A 22,167-nucleotide genomic window follows, 5' to 3' on the forward strand; every position below is an offset into this window, starting at 1 on the left:
GAAAAGATTAGCATAGAGAGCGGCTGCTTGCCCGACTCTCTTACTGATCGATCACACAGATAAAGGGGCATGTTTCATGAAAGCAGAACAGGCATCACCGATTGGATTCACGAATACAAGTCAGAGCCAGGTTGAGGCCATCCAGGTTTGCAAAATCTATGATACAGGCAAACTCAAAGTCGAGGCGCTCAAAGGGGTGAGCTTGCACATTCGGCGAGGGGAAGTGGTCGCGATTATGGGACCAAGCGGCTGTGGTAAGACCACGTTATTGAACTGTCTGAGCGGCCTTGACACTGTGAGTTCGGGTACGGTGAAAATCGCCGGGCAGGATATCCGCGCCCTGTCCGATCGGGAATTGACCGCGTTTCGCGCTCGCGAAATGGGTTTCGTCTTCCAGACGTACAACTTACTGCCCGTGCTCACCGGGCTGGAAAATGTCGAGCTTCCTCTGCTGGTGAGCGGCGTTTCTCCCAGGGAAGCCCGCGCGCGCGCCAGAGCGAGCATCGAGCAGGTGGGACTGCTCGATTGGGCACGGCACCGGCCTGCAGAGATGAGCGGCGGTCAGCGCCAGCGCTTTGCCATTGCGCGCGCGCTGGCCACGATGCCCTCAATCGTGTGGGCCGATGAGCCGACCGGGGCGCTGGACAGCGCGACCAGTCAGGAGATTATTGATCTGATGCTCCATCTCAATCGCGAGCATGACCTGACCTTCGTCTGGGTGACGCATGCCATGGAGGTGGCCCAGCAGGCTCATCGCCTGGTCACGATGCGCGATGGGCGGATCGAGGATGATCGCCGATTGCAGGACGAGAGCCCCGGACCTTTCGCCACAGAAATGACTCGTGTCACAGGCGTCAGGCAGGAAAGTGAGGGCAAGCATGAATAATCTCCTCTCTAGCTGGTCTCCAACATCGCTCGCCCTGCTCCTGGCAGCGCTTACAATGGGCATTTTGCTGGTCATGTTCGGGTTGGGGGCCAGTAATCCGTTGATCCGGCGCATGGGCCTGCGCAATGTGGTGCGCCGTCCCGGCCAGACCCTGATGATGCTGATGGGTCTGACGCTCGCGACGATTTTTATCACTGCTTCGTTTGGACTCCAGGAGAGTTTCAACCAATCGATGGTCTCTGACCGCTTGCTGAAAATGGGCAATGTCGATGAAGCGGTGAGCGGCACCTTTACCCAGGCACAGGTCAACGAGGCGCTCGCCCACCTTCGGCAGATGCCCCAGGTTCAGGCCGCGACTGGCATTCTGTATCTGCCAAACGGGGCGAGCATTCTCTCTGAAAGAACCGCGCTGAACAATATCGATCAATATGTCTACGGGGTTCCGCCAGCGTTCGATCAAGTTTACGGACCCCTCTTCGATAATCAGGGGCACCAGGTGCATTTTGCGGATCTGGGTCCTCACGACGTTTTTGTCAGTAGTACGGTCGCGCGCGATGAGGGTGTACGGGCGGGAGATCGGCTCCAGCTCGTGTTCGAGGAGCAGACCAATGAGACACTGGAAGTCACGGTGCGCGCGGTGCTTTCCCATGACCTGGCGGTGACTGATGGTGAGTTAGAGTTCAATGGCTCCTATCCTGAAATCATCATGCCGCTCGCAACCGCCCTCACACTCGGCGCGCAGACGCATTTCGGAGTTCTTATGCCCAATGTGCTGTGTGTGAAAAATGTGGGGTCGGGCGGCCTGGACGATATCGGTCCGGATGGTAGGCGTGGCCAGCCGGTGCTCGATTACCTGGCGCAGTTCTTTCATGCTGCCCCTGATACGCGAGGCTTCTTCCCGACCTACTTCGATTCGGCGATCCTTCATCCCCTCAAGCCTGATGTCGCTGAGAGCCAGGGGAATTTCTCGCCACTGGATAATAAGAGCGACTATGATGCCTCGCCTGCCGCACGCCAGTTTTCATTGATGCTACCCGTTTTCACGGCGTTGCTGGTAGGAGCCGGCCTGCTCCTGCAGGCACTGCTGTGCCTGTTGCTGGCTGCTGAACGCCGGGCAGAGCTGGGGATGGGCCGGGCAATTGGTCTGCAGCGCTCTCACCTGGTGCAGGTTTTGCTGATCGAGGGCTGCGGGTACGCGATCATTGCCTCCACGCTCGGCCTCCTTCTGGGTCTGGGAGCGGTCGTGCTCGAACTGGCGCTCCTCTCTCAGGTACCGGCAGCCGGGGTGCTCTCCAGTCATATAACGCTCCACTTGGCTGTAAGCTGGCAGAGTTTGCTCAGTTCGTGGTGTGGGAGCGTCCTGGTGATCCTGGCGGTCGTCTTCATCACAGCTACCTGGATCAGCCGTATGAACATCGTGGCAGCCATTCGTGACCTGGATGAGTCTATCTCTACGCTGGTGCCTTTCAGAGCGAGGCTGCGCTCTCTCTGGATGTCGCCTCGCGACGCGGAAGGCCAGCCGTTGCCGGAGACATTCGCGCGCCGTTTCTCTCGAAAGACGGCTGCTCTGGGCCAGTTGTTGTGGGAAGGCTTTCGCCGTGGTCCGGTCTGCCTGCTGCTGGGAGGTATGCTGTTCAAACTGACGTCCACGCAAGGAGGAAGTTGGATGCAGCAACTGAGTGTAGCACTTCTTCTCATGGGGGGAGGGCTGCTGGTGAGCTGGCTGATGATGATGCTGAAAGCTCCCGGCACGCTCGCCCGGCGTCTGGGCTTGAGCCTGGTCGGTCTCGGCTGGCTTGTCTACGGTATCTGGACGGGCAAAAACTTGCTGCTGATCATTTTTACCTCTGATGTCTCAGCATTAGGTTCCCATGTGTATATCGATGCCTCTCCTCCCGATGTCCTGGTCGGCCTGTTTTTGCCACTTTTCGGGACGGTGCTGCTGGTGATGAGCAACCTTGATCTCCTGGGAGCGCTGCTGACCTTCTTGTTCCGCCGTGTGCGTGGTCTGGCCCCGATCAGCCGTACCGGGCTGGCCTATCCACTCACCTTTCGTTTTCGGAATGGCGTCACCGTCACGCTGCTCTGCTTGATTGTCTTCCTGGTCGTTCTGGTGGTCTCCAATAATCTGAGTAGCATTCAACAGACAGCTAGTCAAACAACCACCGGCAATTTTCAGCTTGAGATCGTAGGCGAAGAACTTGATCTGTTTGACTCGGCTCTCAACGCGCAGTTGCTCGCGACCCCGCAGACACTGCGGCAAGAGATTGCGCTGGTGACACGGATGCGTTTTGCGTATGATCCCCATCACGCTCAACCAATCCGCCTCTCGCTGCCAGGCCACCCGGTTTATACCTATACCAAAGCCCCCGGTCCGCTTGTGGTCGATAACACGTTCCTCTCAAACACGACCATGCCTCTCTTCGCGCGGGCGCGAGGGTATGACTCAGATCGCCAGGTCTGGGATACCGTGCGGGATCAACCGGGGTACGCGGTGCTGCAATATGTCGGAAACGATGGATTGCCGACGAATCAGGGCTTTGCGCCCTTCACGGCTGAGATACCGCAGACTGGCGATCCGCATGCACCGTACCGCCAAGTGACTGTGATCGGGCTGCTGCCCTCGAATGCCTACTGGGGGACCATGTTCTTCTCCGAGAAAACGGAGACCAGTCTTGGGGCAACGCCCTATAGTCGCTTCCCCTTTTACTACTTCCGAATCCAATCAGAGGGTGATCTGGCCCAGGCTGCCACCGCGTTGAACAATGCGTTCCAACTGAACAGACGTGGTTTGGTTCTGAATTCGCTTGTGCAGGATTCGCTGAATGCCTATACCGCCAGCTTGACCCTCTTTCTTGCAATCTACCTGGTAATGGGTTTACTCTTTGGCGCCTTCTCTCTGGGGGTGATCACCAGTCGTGCGGTAGTGGAGCGGCGACAACAGATCGGGATGCTGCGTGCCCTGGGTTTTTCACGCGGCCTCGTGCAGCGTTCATTTCTCCTGGAAGCAAGCTTTGTGATCACGCTGAGCGAGCTTTCAGGCTCTCTCCTGGCCTGGTGGCTTGCCTCTCAGATCACCGTCCCGGCAGGCCAGGCATTTTCTTTCCCATATAGCACGATTGTCCCGCTTTTCGTAGGAAGTTACCTTGTAGCTCTGTTGTGTACGCTCCTGCCTGCGAGGAAAGCTTCCCGCATACCACCAGCCGAGGCTTTACGCTACGAATAGGACGTCCGTGGAGAAAAGAAAACGTTTTTGATCGTGAAGAAAGGATAGAACAATGTCAGAAGAACAGACACAAGAGGGAACAAGGCCGGAAGTATCAACGCTTCTCCAGAGCAGGCCCCAACGGCGCTCTCGCCGTGGATTAGCACTCCTGCTCTTCTTGCTGGGCGGAGTTGTGATGGTGAGTGTGGTAGCCTTCATCGCCTGGCAGGCTCTCTCGCTTGGTTCGAATACGACAGGAACAGGTGCGGTGATCACTCCGAAAGGGAATACTAACGGTGGTTCTGCCGTTCCTCCCGGTTGGAATGATCCCGCGACCTACTGGGATCCGATCAGAACAACGGTAGCCCAGGGACTCCATCTCAGCGTTGCTCAGGTCACGACGAGATTACAGGCGGCGTCTCTTCAGAGCACCTCCACTCCCATCTCTTCTAATAAGGGCAGCCCGCCCGACCCCGGTGCAGCCATGACCGCTCTGGCAGTCCAGCAGGGCCTTTCAATCGAGCAACTGCGCACGCTCGAACTCAATGCCCTACAGAAAGGCTGCGACGCCATGGTTGCTCAGGGAAAATTGTCGCAAGCAGAGGCGAGCCAGCGAATGCAGACGTTCAATAGTTGGGACCAGGGAACGTTGAACTGGTACGTGATACACGCGTTTACCGGCCAGTAGTTTACCCGCATTGAGCAAACCAGAATCAAAAGGCTTTACTCTCACAGCGTGTGTTTCTCGCTCCTTACCAAAGAATACTTGGAGAGGAAAACCATGCAAAATCAAGTGAAGGAGCAAGTCAGCGCCAGTTTTGTAGGGTCTTCCTCTCCAAAGCCATTAAGGGTCTCGATGTTGAAATGGGTCCAGTTACTACCACAACCTGAGGAGGATTAATCCGTATGGCACGAACATATCTCTGGAAAGTTAGTGATGCATTTTGGGAGCGCGTCAAACCGTTGCTTCCCGCCGCGCCGTCACATGCAAAAGGGGGACGTCCCAGAATGGATGATCGACGAGCATTTGAAGCGATCATCTATATCCTGCGCACCGGTGTCCAGTGGAATGCGCTGCCCAGAGAACTGGGAGCGAGTTCGACGGTGCATGATCGCTTTCAGGATTGGGAACAAGCTGGCTTCTTCCAGACACTGTGGCAAGCGGGACTGGAGGTGTATGACGATTTGCAAGGCATCCAGTGGGAATGGCAAGCGGTAGATGGAGCGATGACGAAAGCGCCTTTCGGCAAAGCTGCAACCGGAGCTAATCCCACCGATCGCGGCAAGTCAGGAGTCAAGCGCAGTCTCTTGACCGATGGGAATGGGATTCCTTTGGCCATAGTCATCGACGGGGCCAACCGTCATGATGTGAAACTGCTGTGCGCCACCCTGGACGGCATTGTCATTGCCCGTCCCGAGCCAACCGAAGAGCAGCCGCAGCACCTCTGTTTGGATGCAGCCTACGATGGAGCACCAGCGCGTCAGGAAGTTGAGACTCGCCATTACGTCCCACATATTCGCAGCCGTGGTGAGGAGAAGCAGGAGAAAGTCCTCACCCCTGGTCATCGCGCGCGGCGCTGGGTAGTGGAGCGAACTCACTCGTGGATCAATCGTTCGCGTCGGCTCCTGGTGCGTTGGGAGAAAAAAGGGGAGAATTACCTCGCTTTCCTTCACCTGGCCTGTGCTCAATTGATCTTTGCCAAAGTAGAGGTTTTCGGATAAGCACTTAAAAGTATAACATGTTGAGCCAGTATATGCAAGAAAGTTTGAGTGTGATGCTATCAAGTTTTTATACTCGACAGAAAATTGCCGGTATGTTAAACTCTAAACAGAAATAAGGGGTAGGAGGGGTCTTATGCTATGCCAGGACCGTTCGATAGTGCTGCCAAGCGTTTATTGAGGGAGAAGCCGGAACATTATGTAAAATGGTTGGTCGATCAGGCCACGTTCGTGCGCCAGTTGCCAACCGAACTGAAGAGCCGCAATATCTATGCCGATGGCCTGCTCTATATTATGGTAAATGGGAAACCGGAGCTTTTGCATATTGAGTTTCAGACGAACAATGATCCAAAGATGGGTCAGCGTTTGCTGGAATATAATATACTGGCTTCGAGTGAAAATGATTCGCTACCCGTTTACACGGTTGTAATCTACCTACGTAGCGATGGCAACGTTCCGAAGTCTCCTTTCATACGGAAGCATTGGAACGGCAAAGAGTATCACCGATTTGATTTTGAGGTCGTTGAACTTGCTAAAATACCGGCAAGGACGCTTCTTGATAAGGGATTGCTGGGGGTGTTGCCACTTCTGTCAATGACGGACGGAGGCACAGAACCAGCAGTGATGGAAGAAATGACTACAATGTTGTTGGATGCCGGTGAAAGAGAGTTACTGGCTCTCGCGTTCATGTTTGGCAATACCATTAAGGGAGGTCAGGCTTACAAGGAGTGGTTCAAAAGGAGGCTAGCTATGCTGGATGATCTTCTCGAAAAGTCACCACTTTATCAGGAACTTCTTCGCAGAGGCGCTGAGGAAGGTAGAAAAGAAGGTAGAAAGGAAGGGCTTGAGGAGGGACTTGAGGAAGGGCGCAAACAAGAGCGTCAGCGAAGAATACAAGACCGACGCGACACTGTTGTAAGCTTCGTTCAGATGCGCTTTCCCGAGCTTATTCCTTTAGCGGAGCAGCAGGTGAATTCCATTCAAGACCTGGATGAATTACATAACCTGCTTCTCAGGTTGTTTGCTGCTCAGGATGCAGAGGAGGCCACGCAGCTTTTAACAGAAACGCACGAAGAGTAGTCAGGATAGATGACACAACAGGTACAGGAAAAACAGACCAGCGCACAGGTCGCGGCAGCTATCGAAAGCGTACTTTTTGTCTCCGGACGGCCGCTTGAACGAGCAGAGCTGCGCAAACTACTGAATATCGATGACAGCGAACTGGCCGGTGGTCTTCAAATATTGACGGAAAGCCTGGAGAGCCAGGGGCGCGGCATTCGTTTGCAGCGGCTGGGCGAGCAGGTACAGCTTGTGACGGCTCCTGAGAACGCGCGCTATGTGGCGGCGTTGCTGGGTCTTCCTATGACGGCCCGGCTCACGGCTGCCGCGATGGAGACACTGGCCGTCATTTCCTATCGCCAGCCGATAACACGCGCTCAGATTGAGGCGGTGCGGGGCGTCAATAGCGACCGGGCGCTGGCGAGCCTGATCCAGCATGGCCTGGTTGCCGAAATTGGCCGAGCGCAGACGGTTGGTCGCCCGGCCCTCTTCGCGACAACCCCCGAATTTTTGCAGCAATTCGGCCTGACCAGCCTGGAACAACTGCCGCATACCAATGGGAATAGCCCACCCGTTTCATCCGATCACCAGAAACAGGAGAAACAGTAATGCGTCTTGGCCGTCACATGCCCACCAACGCGAAGCCTGTCAAAGCTGCTGAAATCGCTCGCTGGCTCGGTTGTAACGCTATTCAAATCTTTGCCAGCAATCCGACGGGCTGGCGACCGGCAGGAGATGCGCCGGCAGCATGCGCTGCATTTGCCCGGGTCGTCCAGGAACTAGACCTCAATCCCGTGGTTATTCACGCTCCCTACTTGATAAACCTGGCCTCGCCCGAGGATGAGATCTGGGACAAATCCATCTCCCTGCTGCGCTGGACGTTGCAGCGAGGCGCTCTATTAGGGGCTACGTATGTCGTCTTTCATACCGGGAGCCATCGCGGTTCGGGCGTGGAAGCTGGAATCGCGCATATCGCCGGGGCTATTAAGCGTATCCTGCCCGAAACGCCCCCAGAAGTCATGCTGCTATTGGAGAACGATGTTGGCGCGGGCAACTCGTTGGGGCATAGCTTCGAGCAGATCAACGCCGTGCTGAATCTCTTACCGGAGTACCGGGAACGTGTAGGTGTGTGTGTCGATACCGCGCATCTCTGGGGCGCGGGATATAATATTTCCGATGCGGCCTCGGCTCTGGCGATCCTGGAACATTTTGAGGAGACGATTGGCCTGGAGCGTCTCAAAGTGATTCATTTGAATGATACCGAGAAGGCCCTTGGTAGCCACCGCGATGTGCATGCCCGCTTAGGAGAAGGCATTATTGGCGAAGAGGGACTGCGAGCAATGTTCAGAGATCCCCGCGTTGAACACGTGGCGGTTTTGTTAGAGACACCCATCAAGACCGGTGAGGACGACAAAGAGGACTGGGACCATGATAAGCAGCATTTCGAACGTGCGCGAGCACTAGTAGGGGCCGATTGATCGCGCCCACCGCCGATTGATCGGCCCCGGGTGGTTGCTGAGAAGAATCCGTGTCCAGCGCCAGAGATTCTTCGCTTCACTCAGAATGACAGGAGTTGATCAGCTCCATTTCTGATCCAGTTCGGTCCATGCGCTGCGCATATGCGCCACTTCTGCTTCATCCGGCACATTGCCCCCGTAACGTGTGAGAGCATACGCCTCTGTAATCGCCTCCAGCTGTGGTTCTGCAAGGGGCACCTTTTCGTCCAAGCGTTGGCGAAATTCGTAGGGCGTCTCGTCCTTTTTGCGCGCGTAGCCACGATAAGCAGCTTTTTTGAGCAGGGCGCGATAAATCTCACGAATTGTGCGCACGGCAGGCTCAGCATCTCGAATCTCATCCCAGCCCTCCTGCTTTTCTACCACAGCGGCCTGTTGGGGGAAGAAACGCCGCAGGAGACCGCGTAGAAACGCTTTCAACTGCATCCAGAAAAGTGACCACGACCACAGGCTTTCATGTATATCGCCCGAGCGCTTGCGCGTTGCTACGCGTACTCGCCTTCTGCGGTTCAATGCCCATCTTACCAAAAAGAAGATTGCCAGCAAGAGCAGGATAGGAATCAGAATTTTAACGGTCAAAATGACTTCGGGAGAAGTCCTGGTGACGGGAGGAATGATGACCTTATGCGTTCCTGGACCCGTGGCCTGGCGAATAGTGGGGTACTTGTTGGGAAAATGTGAGAACCACCACGTAGCCAGCCAGAAGAAAGGAGTGATAATGAGAGTAGCAACTACCGCGAAAGCTGTGATCAACCATTGATAGACGATTCCCAGCGGGGCCAGCGCCCCCAGTATATCCCTCAAAATAGTAGGGTTGACTGTACCGCCCACCAGCAAGGTCACTAACAGCAGGGCAACACCTATCGAGCCTATCAATACGACGATAGCGCGTTCTTGCACAACAACGCTGCCCTGCAATCCTACCGGGTGTGTGCGGCGTATAAAGGTCACGCGCGCCAGAGCATGCGCAGCCAGTGATAGGAAGAGAAAGATCGGTACGAGCAGAAGGAGCGTTGTGTCGTAGAAGGACGAAGAAGCGCCTGCGCTTTCCTGCCCCGCTCGCAGGACAATCACGGCTATCATGATGCCCAGCCCCAGGCAGAGTTCGCGAAAGACATGGGAGGGTTCTACTTCTAATTGCAAAAGACGTATGCCACGCCAACCAAACAGGAATGAGAGTACGACGATGGCCACCATCTGGAAGAAATTGAGGTTGAGCAACAGAATATCGTTCGACAGATCTAGCAACCATCTCGGATCGAGGATAAACGCCTTTTGCGCGTAGATATGAAGCCAGATGAGGAAGATGGCTACAATAAAGATCAATCCTATATACAGGCCATTGCCGGAGGTTGTTCTTTTCTCTTCCTTCTCCTGAGTAGATTCCTGGCGCCCGGCGCGTTGCTCCGCATACAGCAGCAGCCATTGGGAACCGCCAATGAGGATAAACGGCGCCCAGAATGGCATCAATGGTTCGGAGGAGTCGAAAATATGAATGCTTGCCAGCCAGATGAAAATGGCGTCAATCCAGCATGTTTCCATGGCGGCAAGCAACGTGGGAATGAACAGTTCACCGATGCTTGTGACGCCCGATTCCTGGGGCGTTAAGATAACCTGCTTGAGCCATTGCACAGGGGTAACGTAGCGATGCTCATCTTTTTTCTGTTCAGGCTGTTTGGGCGAGGAAGCCATAATTGACACCTGCTTTCAGCGAACGCATTATTGGCCGATCGTTTGTCCATTATACCATAGGTCACGGTTTAATGGACAAACGACCCAACGCGCCCTGTTCCAATTGTCTCATGCTATTGCGGTACAAACATCACTACTATATAATGCTATAGATGAGCGTAAAGGTAGAGCTTCTGGTGATACTCCAGCAATGCGCGAGAAATCCTTTGCCGCGCTCAGGATAACAGGCGATGAAAGGATACCTGCATATGTCCATAGACCAGCCTCAAAATCAAAGTACGTATATGATGGATGCCGAAAGCGGGGCAGAAATGGCTCGCCTGCTGAACCTTGATACCCTGCTGACACAGGGGTTGGGTGGCCTGCTTCCCGAGCCGATTGACCTTTCGCGCATTCATACAATTCTGGATATCGCCTGCGGCCCTGGCGGCTGGGTATGCAATATGGCACATCAATTTTCTGACAAGGAAGTAACAGGCATCGATATCAGCCAGAGAATGATTGATTACGCAAACGCATACGCGCAGGTGCGCGGTCTCGATAATGCCCGGTTCCGCACCATGGACGCAACAAAGCCGCTCGACTTCCCCGATGAATCCTTTGATATGATCAATATGCGCTCCGTATTCGGATTCATGACTCCCACAGCGTGGCCGCGCTTGCTCGCTGAATGCAAGAGGATAAACCGTCCTGGTGGCGTTATCCGCCTGATCGATGTCGATACACTGGGTCTCACGAATAGCCCTGCTTTCCAGAAGCTCGCAGGCACGTTCTATCTGGCTTTGAAGCGCGCCGGACAGAGCTTTTCGCCTGATGGCCATGACTTTGGCCTCACTCCTGTACTGCCGCGCTTGCTGAAAAATGCCGGGTACACGGACATCCAGAAACGAGCATACGTAATCGATTACTCAGCAGGAACAGAACACAGCGAGGGATTTTATCAGAACTTCAGGGCAGGATTCCAGCTTGTGCTGCCCTTTATGCTCAAATACGGAGTAATCACGCAGGAAGAATTCGATGACCTCTACCAGCAGGCGCTTATCGAAATGCTCTCAGACGATTTCTGCGCCCTGGTCTACTTCCTCAGCGTATGGGGAACAAAGCCGTAGGAATGAGGGCAATGGAAAATGATCCCACCTGGCGTCCTTTTGCGGATGCCCAGGTGGGATCATTTTCCATTGCCCTGATGATCTCACTTTATGGGGTCAGTCGCGCCAGGTCACGCGGGAACGTGGTAGCGAGCCGGATGTTGGGAACGCCAGTAAGCTGCATGAGCAGGCGTTCGAGTCCGATGGCAAAGCCCCCGTGAGGAGGCATGCCGTAACGGAAAGCTTCCAGGTAGCTCTCGAATGGCTCAAGCGGCAGGTTGGCTTTCTCCAACGCGGCAAGGTAGTCGGCGTAGCGATGAAGCCGCTGCCCACCGGTAACCAGTTCCGTTCCCCTGAAAAGCAGGTCGAAGGAGTTCGAGTACGCTGGTCGCTCAGGGTCCGGGTGCGTATAGAATGGCCGCTTCACCATCGGATAGCCGGTTACGAAGAGGAAGTCGCTGCCGAACTCCTGCCGCGCCCATTCACCCAGCCAGCGCTCATCCTGGGGCGACAGGTCGGGTTCGCCTCGTACATCGACCTTATGTTGCCGGAAGATCAACTCCTGCGCCTCTGAGAAGTGAATGTGCGGGATCTGCGCAGGCACCTCTGGCAACTGGACACGCAGCAAGTCGAGTTCGGGCGTATACCGCTCGCGAAATTCATTCAGGGTGCCGGCAATCACGTCTCTGAGCAGCGCCATCACCGTGAAATGGTTCTCGATAAAGCCAGACTCTACGTCCAGGCTGACATACTCATTGATATGGCGCGTCGTGTCATGCGGCTCGGCACGGAAGACCGGCCCGACCTCGAAGACTCGCTCAAAGACGCCAACCATGATTTGCTTGTAAAACTGTGGACTCTGCGCCAGGTACGCGGCCCGTCCAAAGTAGTCCAGTTGAAAAACGTTAGCGCCGCTTTCGGTCGCGGAGGCGACGATCTTCGGCGTTTGAATCTCCGTAAAGTTCCGCGCGGTCAGCGTGGAGCGGAAACCGGCCATGGCTCCAGCTCCCAGGCGCAGGATGGCGCGGCGTGATGGATGGCGGTTGGTGACAACGGCGTGATCGAGCAGCGTCGTGATGTGCGCCGAGAGCCTCGGCTTGTTCAAGGGCACCGGTGGCGCCTCTGTTACGGGCGTGATGACCTCGATCCGCAAATCGTGCAGTTCAATGCCGCCCGGCGCCTGGGGCATGGCAACGACCAGCCCCTCAACGGAAATGACGCTTTCGACACCTGCCTCTTGTTCTTGCAATGGAGCAAGTTCGGGCGCAGTTTCGGCAACCGCCTGAATTGTTCCCCAGCCGTCACGAATGACGAGAAAACTGACGCCGCCCAACTGGCGCAGCGAATGTAGCCACCCGGCTACGCGGACGCGCTCACCTCGATGCGCGCCGGCTTCGATGGTACGAATACGTTTCAAAGAAAAGCTCCTTTCGAGTCTCAAATGTAGAACTGCGAACAGGTCTGCCGTCTCAGGTGAGGAAGTGTGCCCCGGCAGACCTCGCAGTCCCGCTGGACTCTCAGACACCTTCCTCGATATCATTGTCGTTCTCGTCGTCGGCCATAAGCTCTCCATTCCTTTCAGCCCACTCACGCGGGCTGATAACAGCGTGGTGGCTCCCAACGCGTCAGGCAGGCATAAGCATAATAAAAAGCCCCCGTCCTATTGGAGGACGAGGGCTTTGTTCATGCATGTACAAGCCTGTCGTGGTACCACCACCATTCGCCCCTGCTCTAGCAAGGGCCTCGACCGGTTCCACTCGTGAGAGTAAACCGTTGCGCTATAACGGGCGCGTCCCGAAACCGGCTACTGCTTTTCTTCCGACAAAGATGTAGAACCTGGAAGAAAGGTTCACCGTCTGGCTCAGGGGTGTCATTTGAGTTGACCAGCGGCGGTGCTCTCAGCCTGGACACCGCTCTCTGCTCGCCGGTAGGGTTCTCAATAAATCCCCATCATTGCCGTTTGCGTTTGATCTTGCTGCTACTATATCATGAGATATGGACAGAGGTCAAGCGTTTTAAATTGGTTGCCACACCTGTACTGTATGGTCAACGCTGCCGGAGGCCAGCAACTTGCCATCGGGCGACCACGCGACGGCAGTAATGTAGCCGGTATGACCACGATAGCTGGACCTGGAATGGCGAGTGCCTGCATCCCAGATCTGCACCGTTTTGTCATTGCTACCGGAAGCAAGATACCTGCTGTCGGGCGACCAGCACACAGTATTGATCGCGGCAGTTGGGTTATGGTGAACAAAGTATTTTCGACCCGTCATCGAGTCCCAGACCTGCATCGTTCTATCGTAACTGGTCGAGGCAATGCGCCTGCCATCGGGCGACCACATCAGGGCATCGATACGTTGAGAATGCCCCTTGAAGGTGAACTGGCCGCGCGAAGAGAGCAGAAAATTGGTGAAAAAAGAATTTTTATCTTTGCTGGGACTCCAGACCTGCACAGTTTTATCTTCCCCACCAGACGCGATGCGCTTGCCATCAGGCGCCCATCCTGCTGTATGCACGGAGCCGGTATGACCGCGATACACAAACACATTCGCTCCGCTGAGCGTGTCCCAGACCTGCACCGTCTTATCCGCGCCCGCCGAGGCAATACGCTTGCCATCAGGCGACCAGCTTACTGCATTAACGGCCTGGGTATGGCCGCGATAGGTATAGACCGAGTTGCCGCTGAGCGCGTCCCAGACCTGCACCGTACCATCATCGCCGCCTGAAGCGATATACTTGCCGTCGGGCGACCACGATACCGCATGTACCCTGCTCCAGTGACCACGAAAGATGATCACACTGTTGCCATTGGCGGCATCCCAGATACGCACCGTCTTATCGTAGCTGGCCGATGCTATATGGGTACCCTTTGGAGACCATGCGACGGATAGCACACGGCTGGAATGACCGGCGCAGATAAGGCGTGTATTGCTCTGCGCCTGTGGCAGCGCTGTTCGTTTAGGCGCCTTTGGTGCAGTGGGAACCTGCGCCTGTTGAGGAGGCTGGTAGCCAGCCGGTATGTTGGGAGCCAGGGGATGCGTTCTGCTTACCAGGTACTGTGTGGCGATGCTTTGCAGCTCCTGCTTGACGATGGCAATGTTGTCGGGCCTCTTATTGATATCTACCTCCAGCATACGCGTGATGAGCATTTCAAGCCGTCCCAATATAGGATGATGCTGCAATTGCAGGGGAGCGAAGTGAAATGGACTATCGGACGGATCATTGCCGGACAGCATCTGGTGAAGAGTGGCTCCCAGACCGTAGATGTCGGCGCGGGGCGTCGTCTGCGCTCTGCCATACTGTTCGGGGGCAGCGTAGCCGGAGGAGCCGAGCGCGGTCGTATCTTTGGCCTGCCCTGGTTTGAAGTGCCGGGCAATGCCGAAATCGATCAGGTAGATATGCCCATGCGGGGTGAGCATGATGTTCGCGGGTTTGAGATCGCGGAAGATGATGGGTGGTTGCCGCATATGCAAATATTCAAGCACGGTGCAGAGCTGGATACCGATCTCCAGTACTTTTTCGACCGGGAGCTTTTTCCCATTCGCCTTATTGAGATGCTCCTCCATCGTTTCGCCTTCGATGAAGTCCATCACCAGGTACCAGCGTCCCATGTCGGTGAACTGTTCGTAGATACGTGGGAGATTAGGGTGCGTCAGGCCGGCCAGCAGCATGGCCTCGCGGTTGAAAGCGGCAGTAGCCTCGGCAAGTTCCTGGGCACTGAGATTATTCTGGCTCATCTCCTTAATGGCGACGAGCCGGTTACCGAACTGGAGATCAGCGGCTTTATAGACGGCTCCAAAGCCTCCCTTGCCGACCTGTTGCAGGATACGATAGCGCTGCTTGAGCAGATGGTTGGAGACAAGCAATCCCGTACCAGACGAGACATACTTGCCGCCTTGCCTGCGTAGGGGTTGCCCGCACGCAAAGCAGAACGCCGCCTGCGAGCGATTAGCCGCCCCGCAAGCATCACAGAAAAATGGCGAAGAGAGAACCATCTATGTCGCTTCCTGTCCATGCTATCCGGCAAAATCTGGATGTATCACACAGGCAGCATGGTAGCATCAGGTAGAACATATGTCAAGTTATATTCCGCTTATCACATAGTCCTATTTGCGCATCAAAATGTCCTGTAATGTCGTCTATTCCTTGTAGCATCATGTTATAATACAGCTATGCGGGGTGGGAGTAGAAGGCGCATTTCTGGCTGTGAGCCGTTTATGAGAGGGTAGCCGATGGCGAAAAAGATTCTGATCATGGATGACGACCCGACTATTGCTGATCTGCTGCGAGAGGCGCTGGCGGACGAGGGTTATGAAACGTATATGACCACACAAAGTCTACGTTTCTACGACGCGGTACGCGAACACGAGCCGGACCTGATCCTGCTCGACCTGATGATGCAGTACCTGGATGGGCGGGATGAACTGAAGTTGCTGGAATTTGGGTCATACCAGGTGCCGGTAATTGTGGTGACGGCCTACCTGGATGCCGGGAACGAAGAGGAAGAGTTCCGCAAGGCCGGCGTGGTAGAGATTGTCTACAAGCCGTTTGACCTGGATAAGCTGGTAGACCTGGTGAAAAAGACCATCGGCGAACCGGAGGAGCAAAGCGCATGAGCGAAGGCGCGCGTGTAGCCCTGGATGCCATGGGCGGCGATTACGCGCCCGGTGAAATTGTTCTGGGAGCGGTGCAGGCGGCTCGCGAATATGGTTTGGGCGTCTACCTGGTTGGACGAGAAGAAGCTATTCGTGCGGAACTCGCCAAACACGACACTTCGGGCCTTGATCTGCCCATCATTGCTACCGATGAAGTCATTGAGATGGATGAGCATCCCGCTAATGCAGTACGTCGTAAAAAGAAGGCTTCGATAACGCTGGCGCTGCAACTGGTGAGCGAGGGCAAGGCGCTGGGCGCGGTCTCGGCAGGCAATAGTGGCGCGATGATGGCGGCATCCCTTTTCACGTTGGGTCGCATCGAGGGCGTAGATCGACCGGCGCTGGGCGGCATTTTCCCCACCAAAAGCGCTCCTTCTCTGGTCATCGATATCGGCGCAACCACCGACTGCAAGCCTGAATATCTACTACAATTCGCGCTGATGGGTTCGATCTACATGGAGCGCATCTTTCACGTATCATCGCCTCGCGTGGCCCTGCTTGCCAACGGTGGGGAAGAGACGAAAGGCACCCAGATGGTGCAGGAGACGCACCAGTTGCTGAAGGCCAACGCTACCACCCTGGGCCTCAATTTTATTGGCAATGTGGAGGGACACGATATTCCAGCCGGTAACGCCGATGTGATCGTGTGCGATGGCTTTGTAGGCAATGTGGTCTTGAAGCTAAGCGAAGGATTAGCAGAGACCATGCTTGGGCTGCTGCGTGGAGAAATAACCAGAACATTGCCCAATAAGCTGGCCGGGGCAATTCTACAGCCGGGGTTGCGCCAGGTTTTCCGGCGGCTAGATTACGCCGAGTATGGTGGCGTGCCACTGCTAGGCGTGAATGGCTCGGCTATTATCTCACATGGTCGTTCAAAGGCGAAGGCAATCAAGAATGCGCTGCGTGTCGCGCGACAGACGGCGGAAACGAACGTGGCCGGCGCTATTGCCGATGGGTTAGCAAAGTTGCAAGATTCTTCGCTTCGCTCAGAATGACATACCCTGAGAAAAAGACCTTATCATGTGATGGGACAAAAACGCCACCGGGCTGGGGCCCGGTGGCGTTTTTGTCCCATCACATGATTAATTATTCCGCCTTTTTGTGGCGTTTGGCGCTCCCTCCCATCTTCCCGATACGACTGTAGAAATCAGGGGCCTGGCGCTCTTTAGTCGTTTTGCCACCCTTTTTACCCATCTCTGAGAAGTGGTCGGAGCCATACTTGGTCATATTGGCCGAACCACCTTTCTTCGCGATGGTGCGATAATACTCCGTGCCACGTTTTTCCTTGAGAGCGGTTCCCCCCTTTTTTCCGATACGTCGATAGTAGTCCTCGCCGTACTTATCGCGGACCGTGTTTCCCCCCCTGCGGCCCGCCTCCGTAGTTGAAATGGGGGTGGGTTTTGTTTCGCCTTCAGGCAACATAGTGAACCCCTTTCCCCGGTTTCATGCCTCCTCTGGCTGATCCCCCGGCTGAAAAATAGAAGAATAGAAAAATGCACAGGCTGGCGCCTGCTTCCCCACATACTGCTTGAGGTTGCCGCGAACGGCCTACATAGCCTCTCGCATTGGAGCAAGTATACTGAAAAGCTCAACGGGAGTCAATCTGAAGAGGCTTTTATGAATGTATTGTAATGAAAGGGCGCACCTTCGCGGTCGCCCTTATTCTCGTTGATCGAGGGTCAATTCGCCTGTGCGTACAATACGTGGCCGGTGCTGCTTTGTTTCTGAGAGTTTGTAGCCGGGGAATTTGCGCTGCATGCGCTGGCGCTGGCGGCGTTCTCTGGCCTCCTGAAATTCGTTGGAGAGGCGACGGTAGAGTTCTTCCCACTGAATCATTACCCGCGAACGATCATGCCTGGCAATGATCTCCAGGCTGGCGGCGCCCATATGCCTGCGTAGCGCCTCGTTTTCTAGCAGGGAATCAAGATAGCGCGCCATTTCGTCGCTATCGCCGGGCGAGAACAGGAAGCCGTTGACTTCATGATGCACCAGTTCCGGCAGCGCGTAAGCGTTGGCGGCAACCACGGGCAGGCCACAGGCCATCGCCTCCATGGTGGTTAGACTCTGTAAATCGGCCTCCGATGGAATGGCAAACACGTCGGCCAGGCGGTAGAGCGCGGCAAGATCACTAGCAGCGATATACCCCAGGAATGATACGCGGTCGCCGATGCTCAGGCTATCAACCTGAGCGCGCAAATCCGCTTCGGCAGGACCACTGCTGGCCAGCGCGATATGAGCATTTGACTGCATTTTCGCCGCCGCATCGATCAACACATCCAGGCGTTTTTCCTGGCTCAGGCGATTGACCGAGAGAATGATCGGGCGGTCTTGTGGTAAATGCAGGCGCTGACGTAGCCGCTCATCCCGCTCGCCCGGAGTGAATTTCTTCAGGTCGATGCCATTCGAGATCGCCTGGGCGGGAGCGCGCAGGCCATGCTCGTAGAGCAGATTGAGCGCGGTGAGAGTGGGAGCTGTGACATATTCGCAACGATTGCAAAAATGCACCAGGTACGAGTACGAGACATTGTTGAAAGACTGTCCGAGTAACGAGTCTTTAGAGAGGGACCTGCTCATATTGATAGGCAGGTAGTGATTGGTGGCTATTACCGGCTTGCGCAGGCCGCCTGCCAGAATCTGGGCGATATTGCCCAGCACAACCGGCGAATGAATATGAATAATATCGGGATCGGCCCGCTTCAAAAGTTTGCGCATGGGCAGAAACGGCAAGAAGGCAATGCGCAGGTCCTCATAGGTAGGCCATTCAAATGAAGAGAAGCGATAGACATGCACCTTCTGCTCGATGCGATGGCTTCCCCGCGGACCATAGCTGGGCGCAGCAACCCATACCTGGTGCCCGCGATTGGCGAGTTCGGTACTGAGCGCGTGTGTCACCACCGGAACTCCGCCGACCATGGGGGGATACTGATCAGTCACGATCACGATACGCATGTCTATCGTCTGCTTCCAGTATGATTTGTACCGTTCGCCTTTACTCCTGCGAACCGGCCTGTTGTGCCTCCGGTGTGGCCGGAGCAGGCGCGGCTTCGGTAGTCTCGGCGGCCTCTTCAGCTACCTCAGCACGTGTAGCAGCGACCTTGGCAATGGCTTCTTTCGGGTCGGTGAGCAAGGTATAGTTCTCCGGCAGCTTGACATCCTCGGCATGGATCACACTGTCTATTTCGGTGAGTGGCGTCACATCGACTTCGATATACTCAACGAGGTCTTTGGCTTCGCACTCTACTTCAAGCGCGTCCAGCAGGTGCAGCAAAACGCCACCCTCGTTCTTGACCGCCGGTGCCTCGCCGACGAAATGGAGCGGAATTTTCGAAGAGATGCGCTCATTCAAATTGACGCGGAAGAAATCGATGTGCAGAATCTTGCCGCTACGCGGGTCGCGTTGCACGTGGCGAATCAAAGCGGTTTGAGTAGCGCCATCTCCAGGCTGGCGCAAGGCAATAATGCCGGTCGCGTGATGCCCGCGTACCAGCTGATCAAAAGCGATAGCATCTATTTGCACTGCCTGCGGCTCCTCCTGATGTCCAAAGATATTGGCCGGAATGATACCGGCTTTGCGCAGGCGTTTGGTCGCCTTGCCCATTACCTCGCGTGGACTGATGGCTAATTCGGTTTGTTCTGCCATTTTATGTTATCCTTTCTCGACTAAGTCCTTTGATAGTTCGTATGATGATCTATGATCACATACGTATCTGACCTTTTTTTGGGCGAAATATATTTTACGCCACTTCCCTGATTTTCAATTCGATATCGGGCTTTATTCTACCTCATTGCGCCCAATTTTGGAATAGCATTCGCCTGATCGCCTCTTGACAACTCGCAATAGGTAGGGTATCATACACCTCACGAGCGAACAATATTGGGGTGTCGTTCAATGGTAGGACTGCCGACTCTGGATCGGCCAATTGGGGTTCGAATCCCTGCACCCCAGCCCAGGCAGCTTCAATCAAAATGCACAAGAGCCAGGAACATTACGAGATAGTATCCCGGCTCTTTTTTGGTTCCATATTGAAATCATTTCCTCAACATATCCGTATTCCTATGAGATATAGTACAATATGTTCATGATACTGGCTTCGCATGACAAACTTGTAGGCGACCAACAACCTTGTTTTCGATCAGAAAGAAATGCAATCATGCCTTTAGATAGCAACAGCCTCAATAAATTTCGTGTCAATGTCGCTCCCGAGGTCGCCTCGAAATGGGCGCAGAGACGAGATATACCGATCGCTATTCTGGCCTGGATTGGCCTTGGAATTGTCGTACTCTGGGCCCTGGGTTGGGTCGTCAGAACGCTGCTCGTCATCACTGTCGCGATCCTGCTCGCGTTCGCGCTTGCTCCTGCCGTAAAGTTTTTGTCGCGCTTCATCCCGCGCATCATCGCCATTCTGATCGTCTACCTGGTAGTGCTGAGCGCGATCAGCCTCTTGCTGTACTTCGTCGCCAACACAGCGATAGACCAGATAGGAACACTGGCGAAATCGCTCACGGGCAAAGGCGGGACCAACCCTCTCACTCCTATCGTGGCTTTTGCTCATCGCTTCGGCATCACACAGGCGCAGATAAACCAGGTTGCCCAGCAGATAGCAAATCAAGCAGAAGGTTTTGTGGGCAGCGCGCTCCCCGTATTGACGGGCATCGCTAATTTTATCCTCGATGTGATTGTCGTGGCCGTACTCAGCATCTACCTGCTCATCGATGGCGAGCGTACCGTGCGCTGGATACGCCGCAACGTACCGTTGATGCAGAGAGAACGCACCATCTTTCTCTTAGATACGTTCAACCGCGTCATCGGCGGCTATATTCGTGGCCAGGTCACGCTCTCCCTCTTGATCGGCCTGCTCGTTGGCATCGGCATGGCTATCCTGCATGTCCCCTACGCCGTCCTGCTCGGCGTGCTGGCTTTTGTGCTGGAGTTCATTCCGGTTTTAGGAACGCTGACGTCGGGAGCCATCTGCGTTCTCATCGCGCTCACGCAGGGATGGCTCATCGCCGTCCTGGTGCTGGCGTACTTCATTGTCGTCCACATCATCGAGGGTGATGTCGTTGGCCCTCGTATTGTTGGCAAGGCTGTTGGTCTCCATCCTGCCGTCGCTCTCGTCGCCCTGATTGCCGGTGCCGAATTGTTCGGCATCTGGGGCGCGGTGCTTGCCTCACCAATCGCCGGCCTTTTACAGGCGCTCTTCATTGCCATCTACCAGAACTGGCGTGAAACGCATCCAGAACAGTTTCCCAACGCTCCCAAATCCGCCGTTGAGGAAGTTGCTACCAGGGCAGCTGATACCGTTGCCGGCATAGATCAGAAGGATACTGCCAAATCCACAATGGAAGAAGCTCCTCCCCAGCAGGAAGAAAAGGTAGGATAGTTCGCTCTTAGCAGAGAAAAAAGGAGCCTGGATAATCCTCCAGGCTCCTTTTTTCTCTGCATTCCTCATATTTTTTCGTTTTTCCTCACCATCAAAAACGTGAGTCTACCCACCTTATTTTCACGTACAATATATGTTATATATTTGTATAAAGATTGCATAACATACCAGGAGCAGGGAAATGCCAGGATTAATATGTGAAGCGGTACCGCTTATTGTGGATGAAATTAACAGCGAACCTGAAGATGTGACTGCTGAGCAACAACATCAAGAGAACTCAGACGAGTTCTCTATATATACGCAACGAGTAGGGCCCATCGTTGCAAATACGATTGTGCCATCCGAACAAGATGAGCAACAGCAGCTCGTTTCACGCGCCCTGGAAGGGGACAAAGAGGCTTTTGGCGAGATTGTTCACCAGTACAGCGCCTTGATGCTGCGTACTGCCTCTATGATTGTAGGAGATCGAGATATCGCGGAAGATGCTGTGCAGGATGCTTTGATTCAGGCCTGGCAGCACCTGCCCAGCCTGCGCGAGGCAAGCGCGTTACGTCCCTGGCTCATACGTATCGTCGTCAACCAGTGCATCAGTTTTAAGCGCCGCCTGGCGCGCTCGACAGCATTCGTTCGCCAGGCGCTCTCCGAACAGGCAACCGATCTGGCAGCACAGATAGCCGATGACTACAAAGGCCGCCGGGAGCGCGATTGGGATATCGCGCGTGCCATCAAGAAACTGCCTATCAAGCAGCGAGCGGTCATCATCTTGCATTATTACCAGGGCATGACGCTGCTCGAAATGTCCGAAGCGTTGCAAACGTCGGAAAATACCCTCAAAAAGCGTATCCAGGCCGCCCTCGCGAATTTAAGACGTATTTTAAGTGCAGCCGAAGTTGAGGATGGGAGCGAAGCGAAGAATCCTGGTCTACCCCGGCACAGATTCTTCGCTGCGCTCAGAATGACATGAGAGG

18 protein-coding genes and 1 tRNA gene are annotated in these 22,167 nt (G+C 54.9%); 13 read left to right on the forward strand and 6 right to left on the reverse strand.

Translation table 11 applies throughout. From position 1 onward, the window contains the following. The first annotated feature begins 76 nt into the window (after positions 1–76). From VFA09_27650 to VFA09_27680, 7 genes are all read left to right on the forward strand, one after another. Positions 77–886, forward strand: coding sequence for an ABC transporter ATP-binding protein (locus VFA09_27650; GenBank protein HZU71082.1), 810 nt, complete (start codon positions 77–79; stop codon positions 884–886). Continuing rightward, positions 879–4,112, forward strand: a complete 3,234-nt coding sequence (locus VFA09_27655; protein HZU71083.1) for an FtsX-like permease family protein — start codon at positions 879–881, stop codon at positions 4,110–4,112. Before VFA09_27650 ends, VFA09_27655 begins: the two co-directional genes overlap by 8 nt. A 52-nt stretch (positions 4,113–4,164) precedes the next feature. Next, a complete protein-coding gene (locus tag VFA09_27660) occupies positions 4,165–4,779 on the forward strand; it encodes a hypothetical protein (protein HZU71084.1) in 615 nt (204 codons plus the stop codon). Between the two features lie 218 nt (positions 4,780–4,997). Beyond that, on the forward strand, positions 4,998–5,813 hold the full coding sequence (locus tag VFA09_27665) for an IS5 family transposase (GenBank protein ID HZU71085.1): 816 nt from the start codon (positions 4,998–5,000) through the stop codon (positions 5,811–5,813). Positions 5,814–5,951: 138 nt separating this feature from the next. Further along, entirely contained in the window at positions 5,952–6,890 is a 939-nt protein-coding gene (locus tag VFA09_27670) for a hypothetical protein (protein ID HZU71086.1), read from the forward strand. 9 nt (positions 6,891–6,899) lie between these two features. Continuing rightward, the gene (scpB, locus tag VFA09_27675; protein ID HZU71087.1) at positions 6,900–7,478 is read left to right on the forward strand and encodes an SMC-Scp complex subunit ScpB; all 579 of its coding nucleotides are present in this window, start codon (positions 6,900–6,902) and stop codon (positions 7,476–7,478) included. Further along, positions 7,478–8,347 (forward strand): deoxyribonuclease IV, encoded by an 870-nt coding sequence (locus VFA09_27680; protein HZU71088.1) that lies wholly within the window; start codon positions 7,478–7,480, stop codon positions 8,345–8,347. Before scpB ends, VFA09_27680 begins: the two co-directional genes overlap by 1 nt. Before the next feature lie 99 nt (positions 8,348–8,446). On the opposite strand, the gene VFA09_27685 is transcribed toward VFA09_27680, so the two are convergent. Next, positions 8,447–10,075 (reverse strand): DUF4129 domain-containing protein, encoded by a 1,629-nt coding sequence (locus VFA09_27685; GenBank protein HZU71089.1) that lies wholly within the window; start codon positions 10,073–10,075, stop codon positions 8,447–8,449. 248 nt (positions 10,076–10,323) lie between these two features. On the opposite strand from VFA09_27685, the gene VFA09_27690 reads away from it, so the two are divergent. After that, entirely contained in the window at positions 10,324–11,184 is an 861-nt protein-coding gene (locus VFA09_27690) for a methyltransferase domain-containing protein (GenBank protein HZU71090.1), read from the forward strand. Positions 11,185–11,272: 88 nt separating this feature from the next. Here VFA09_27690 and aspS read toward each other — a convergent pair whose 3' ends face one another. Next, a complete protein-coding gene (gene aspS, locus VFA09_27695; GenBank protein ID HZU71091.1) occupies positions 11,273–12,580 on the reverse strand; it encodes an aspartate--tRNA(Asn) ligase in 1,308 nt (435 codons plus the stop codon). 598 nt (positions 12,581–13,178) lie between these two features. Then, positions 13,179–15,158, reverse strand: a complete 1,980-nt coding sequence (locus tag VFA09_27700; protein ID HZU71092.1) for a WD40 repeat domain-containing serine/threonine-protein kinase — start codon at positions 15,156–15,158, stop codon at positions 13,179–13,181. 237 nt (positions 15,159–15,395) lie between these two features. On the opposite strand from VFA09_27700, the gene VFA09_27705 reads away from it, so the two are divergent. Together VFA09_27705 and plsX are read left to right on the forward strand one after the other, a co-directional pair. Further along, on the forward strand, positions 15,396–15,779 hold the full coding sequence (locus tag VFA09_27705; GenBank protein ID HZU71093.1) for a response regulator: 384 nt from the start codon (positions 15,396–15,398) through the stop codon (positions 15,777–15,779). Continuing rightward, positions 15,776–16,813: a phosphate acyltransferase PlsX gene (gene plsX, locus VFA09_27710; GenBank protein HZU71094.1), complete on the forward strand. Its 1,038-nt coding sequence runs from the start codon at positions 15,776–15,778 to the stop codon at positions 16,811–16,813. The genes VFA09_27705 and plsX overlap by 4 nt, the downstream gene beginning before the upstream one ends. A gap of 91 nt (positions 16,814–16,904) precedes the next feature. Here plsX and VFA09_27715 read toward each other — a convergent pair whose 3' ends face one another. From VFA09_27715 to VFA09_27725, 3 genes are all read right to left on the reverse strand, one after another. Further along, complete coding sequence (locus VFA09_27715) at positions 16,905–17,240, reverse strand: hypothetical protein (protein ID HZU71095.1); 336 nt, start codon at positions 17,238–17,240, stop codon at positions 16,905–16,907. Between the two features lie 237 nt (positions 17,241–17,477). Next, positions 17,478–18,767 carry a glycosyltransferase gene (locus VFA09_27720; protein HZU71096.1) on the reverse strand — a complete coding sequence of 430 codons (1,290 nt, stop codon included), beginning with the start codon at positions 18,765–18,767 and terminating at the stop codon, positions 17,478–17,480. Between the two features lie 40 nt (positions 18,768–18,807). Further along, positions 18,808–19,458: a 50S ribosomal protein L25 gene (locus tag VFA09_27725; protein ID HZU71097.1), complete on the reverse strand. Its 651-nt coding sequence runs from the start codon at positions 19,456–19,458 to the stop codon at positions 18,808–18,810. Between the two features lie 235 nt (positions 19,459–19,693). Here VFA09_27725 and VFA09_27730 point away from each other — a divergent pair. The 3 genes from VFA09_27730 (at position 19,694) to VFA09_27740 (ending at position 22,163) form a co-directional block, all read left to right on the forward strand. Continuing rightward, positions 19,694–19,764 (forward strand) — tRNA-Gln (locus VFA09_27730). A gap of 205 nt (positions 19,765–19,969) precedes the next feature. After that, a complete protein-coding gene (locus VFA09_27735) occupies positions 19,970–21,199 on the forward strand; it encodes an AI-2E family transporter (GenBank protein ID HZU71098.1) in 1,230 nt (409 codons plus the stop codon). Positions 21,200–21,380: 181 nt separating this feature from the next. Then, positions 21,381–22,163 carry an RNA polymerase sigma factor gene (locus VFA09_27740; GenBank protein HZU71099.1) on the forward strand — a complete coding sequence of 261 codons (783 nt, stop codon included), beginning with the start codon at positions 21,381–21,383 and terminating at the stop codon, positions 22,161–22,163. Positions 22,164–22,167 lie beyond the last annotated feature (4 nt).

Source organism: Ktedonobacteraceae bacterium, assembly GCA_035653615.1.
Classification (GTDB): Bacteria; Chloroflexota; Ktedonobacteria; order Ktedonobacterales; family Ktedonobacteraceae; genus DASRBN01.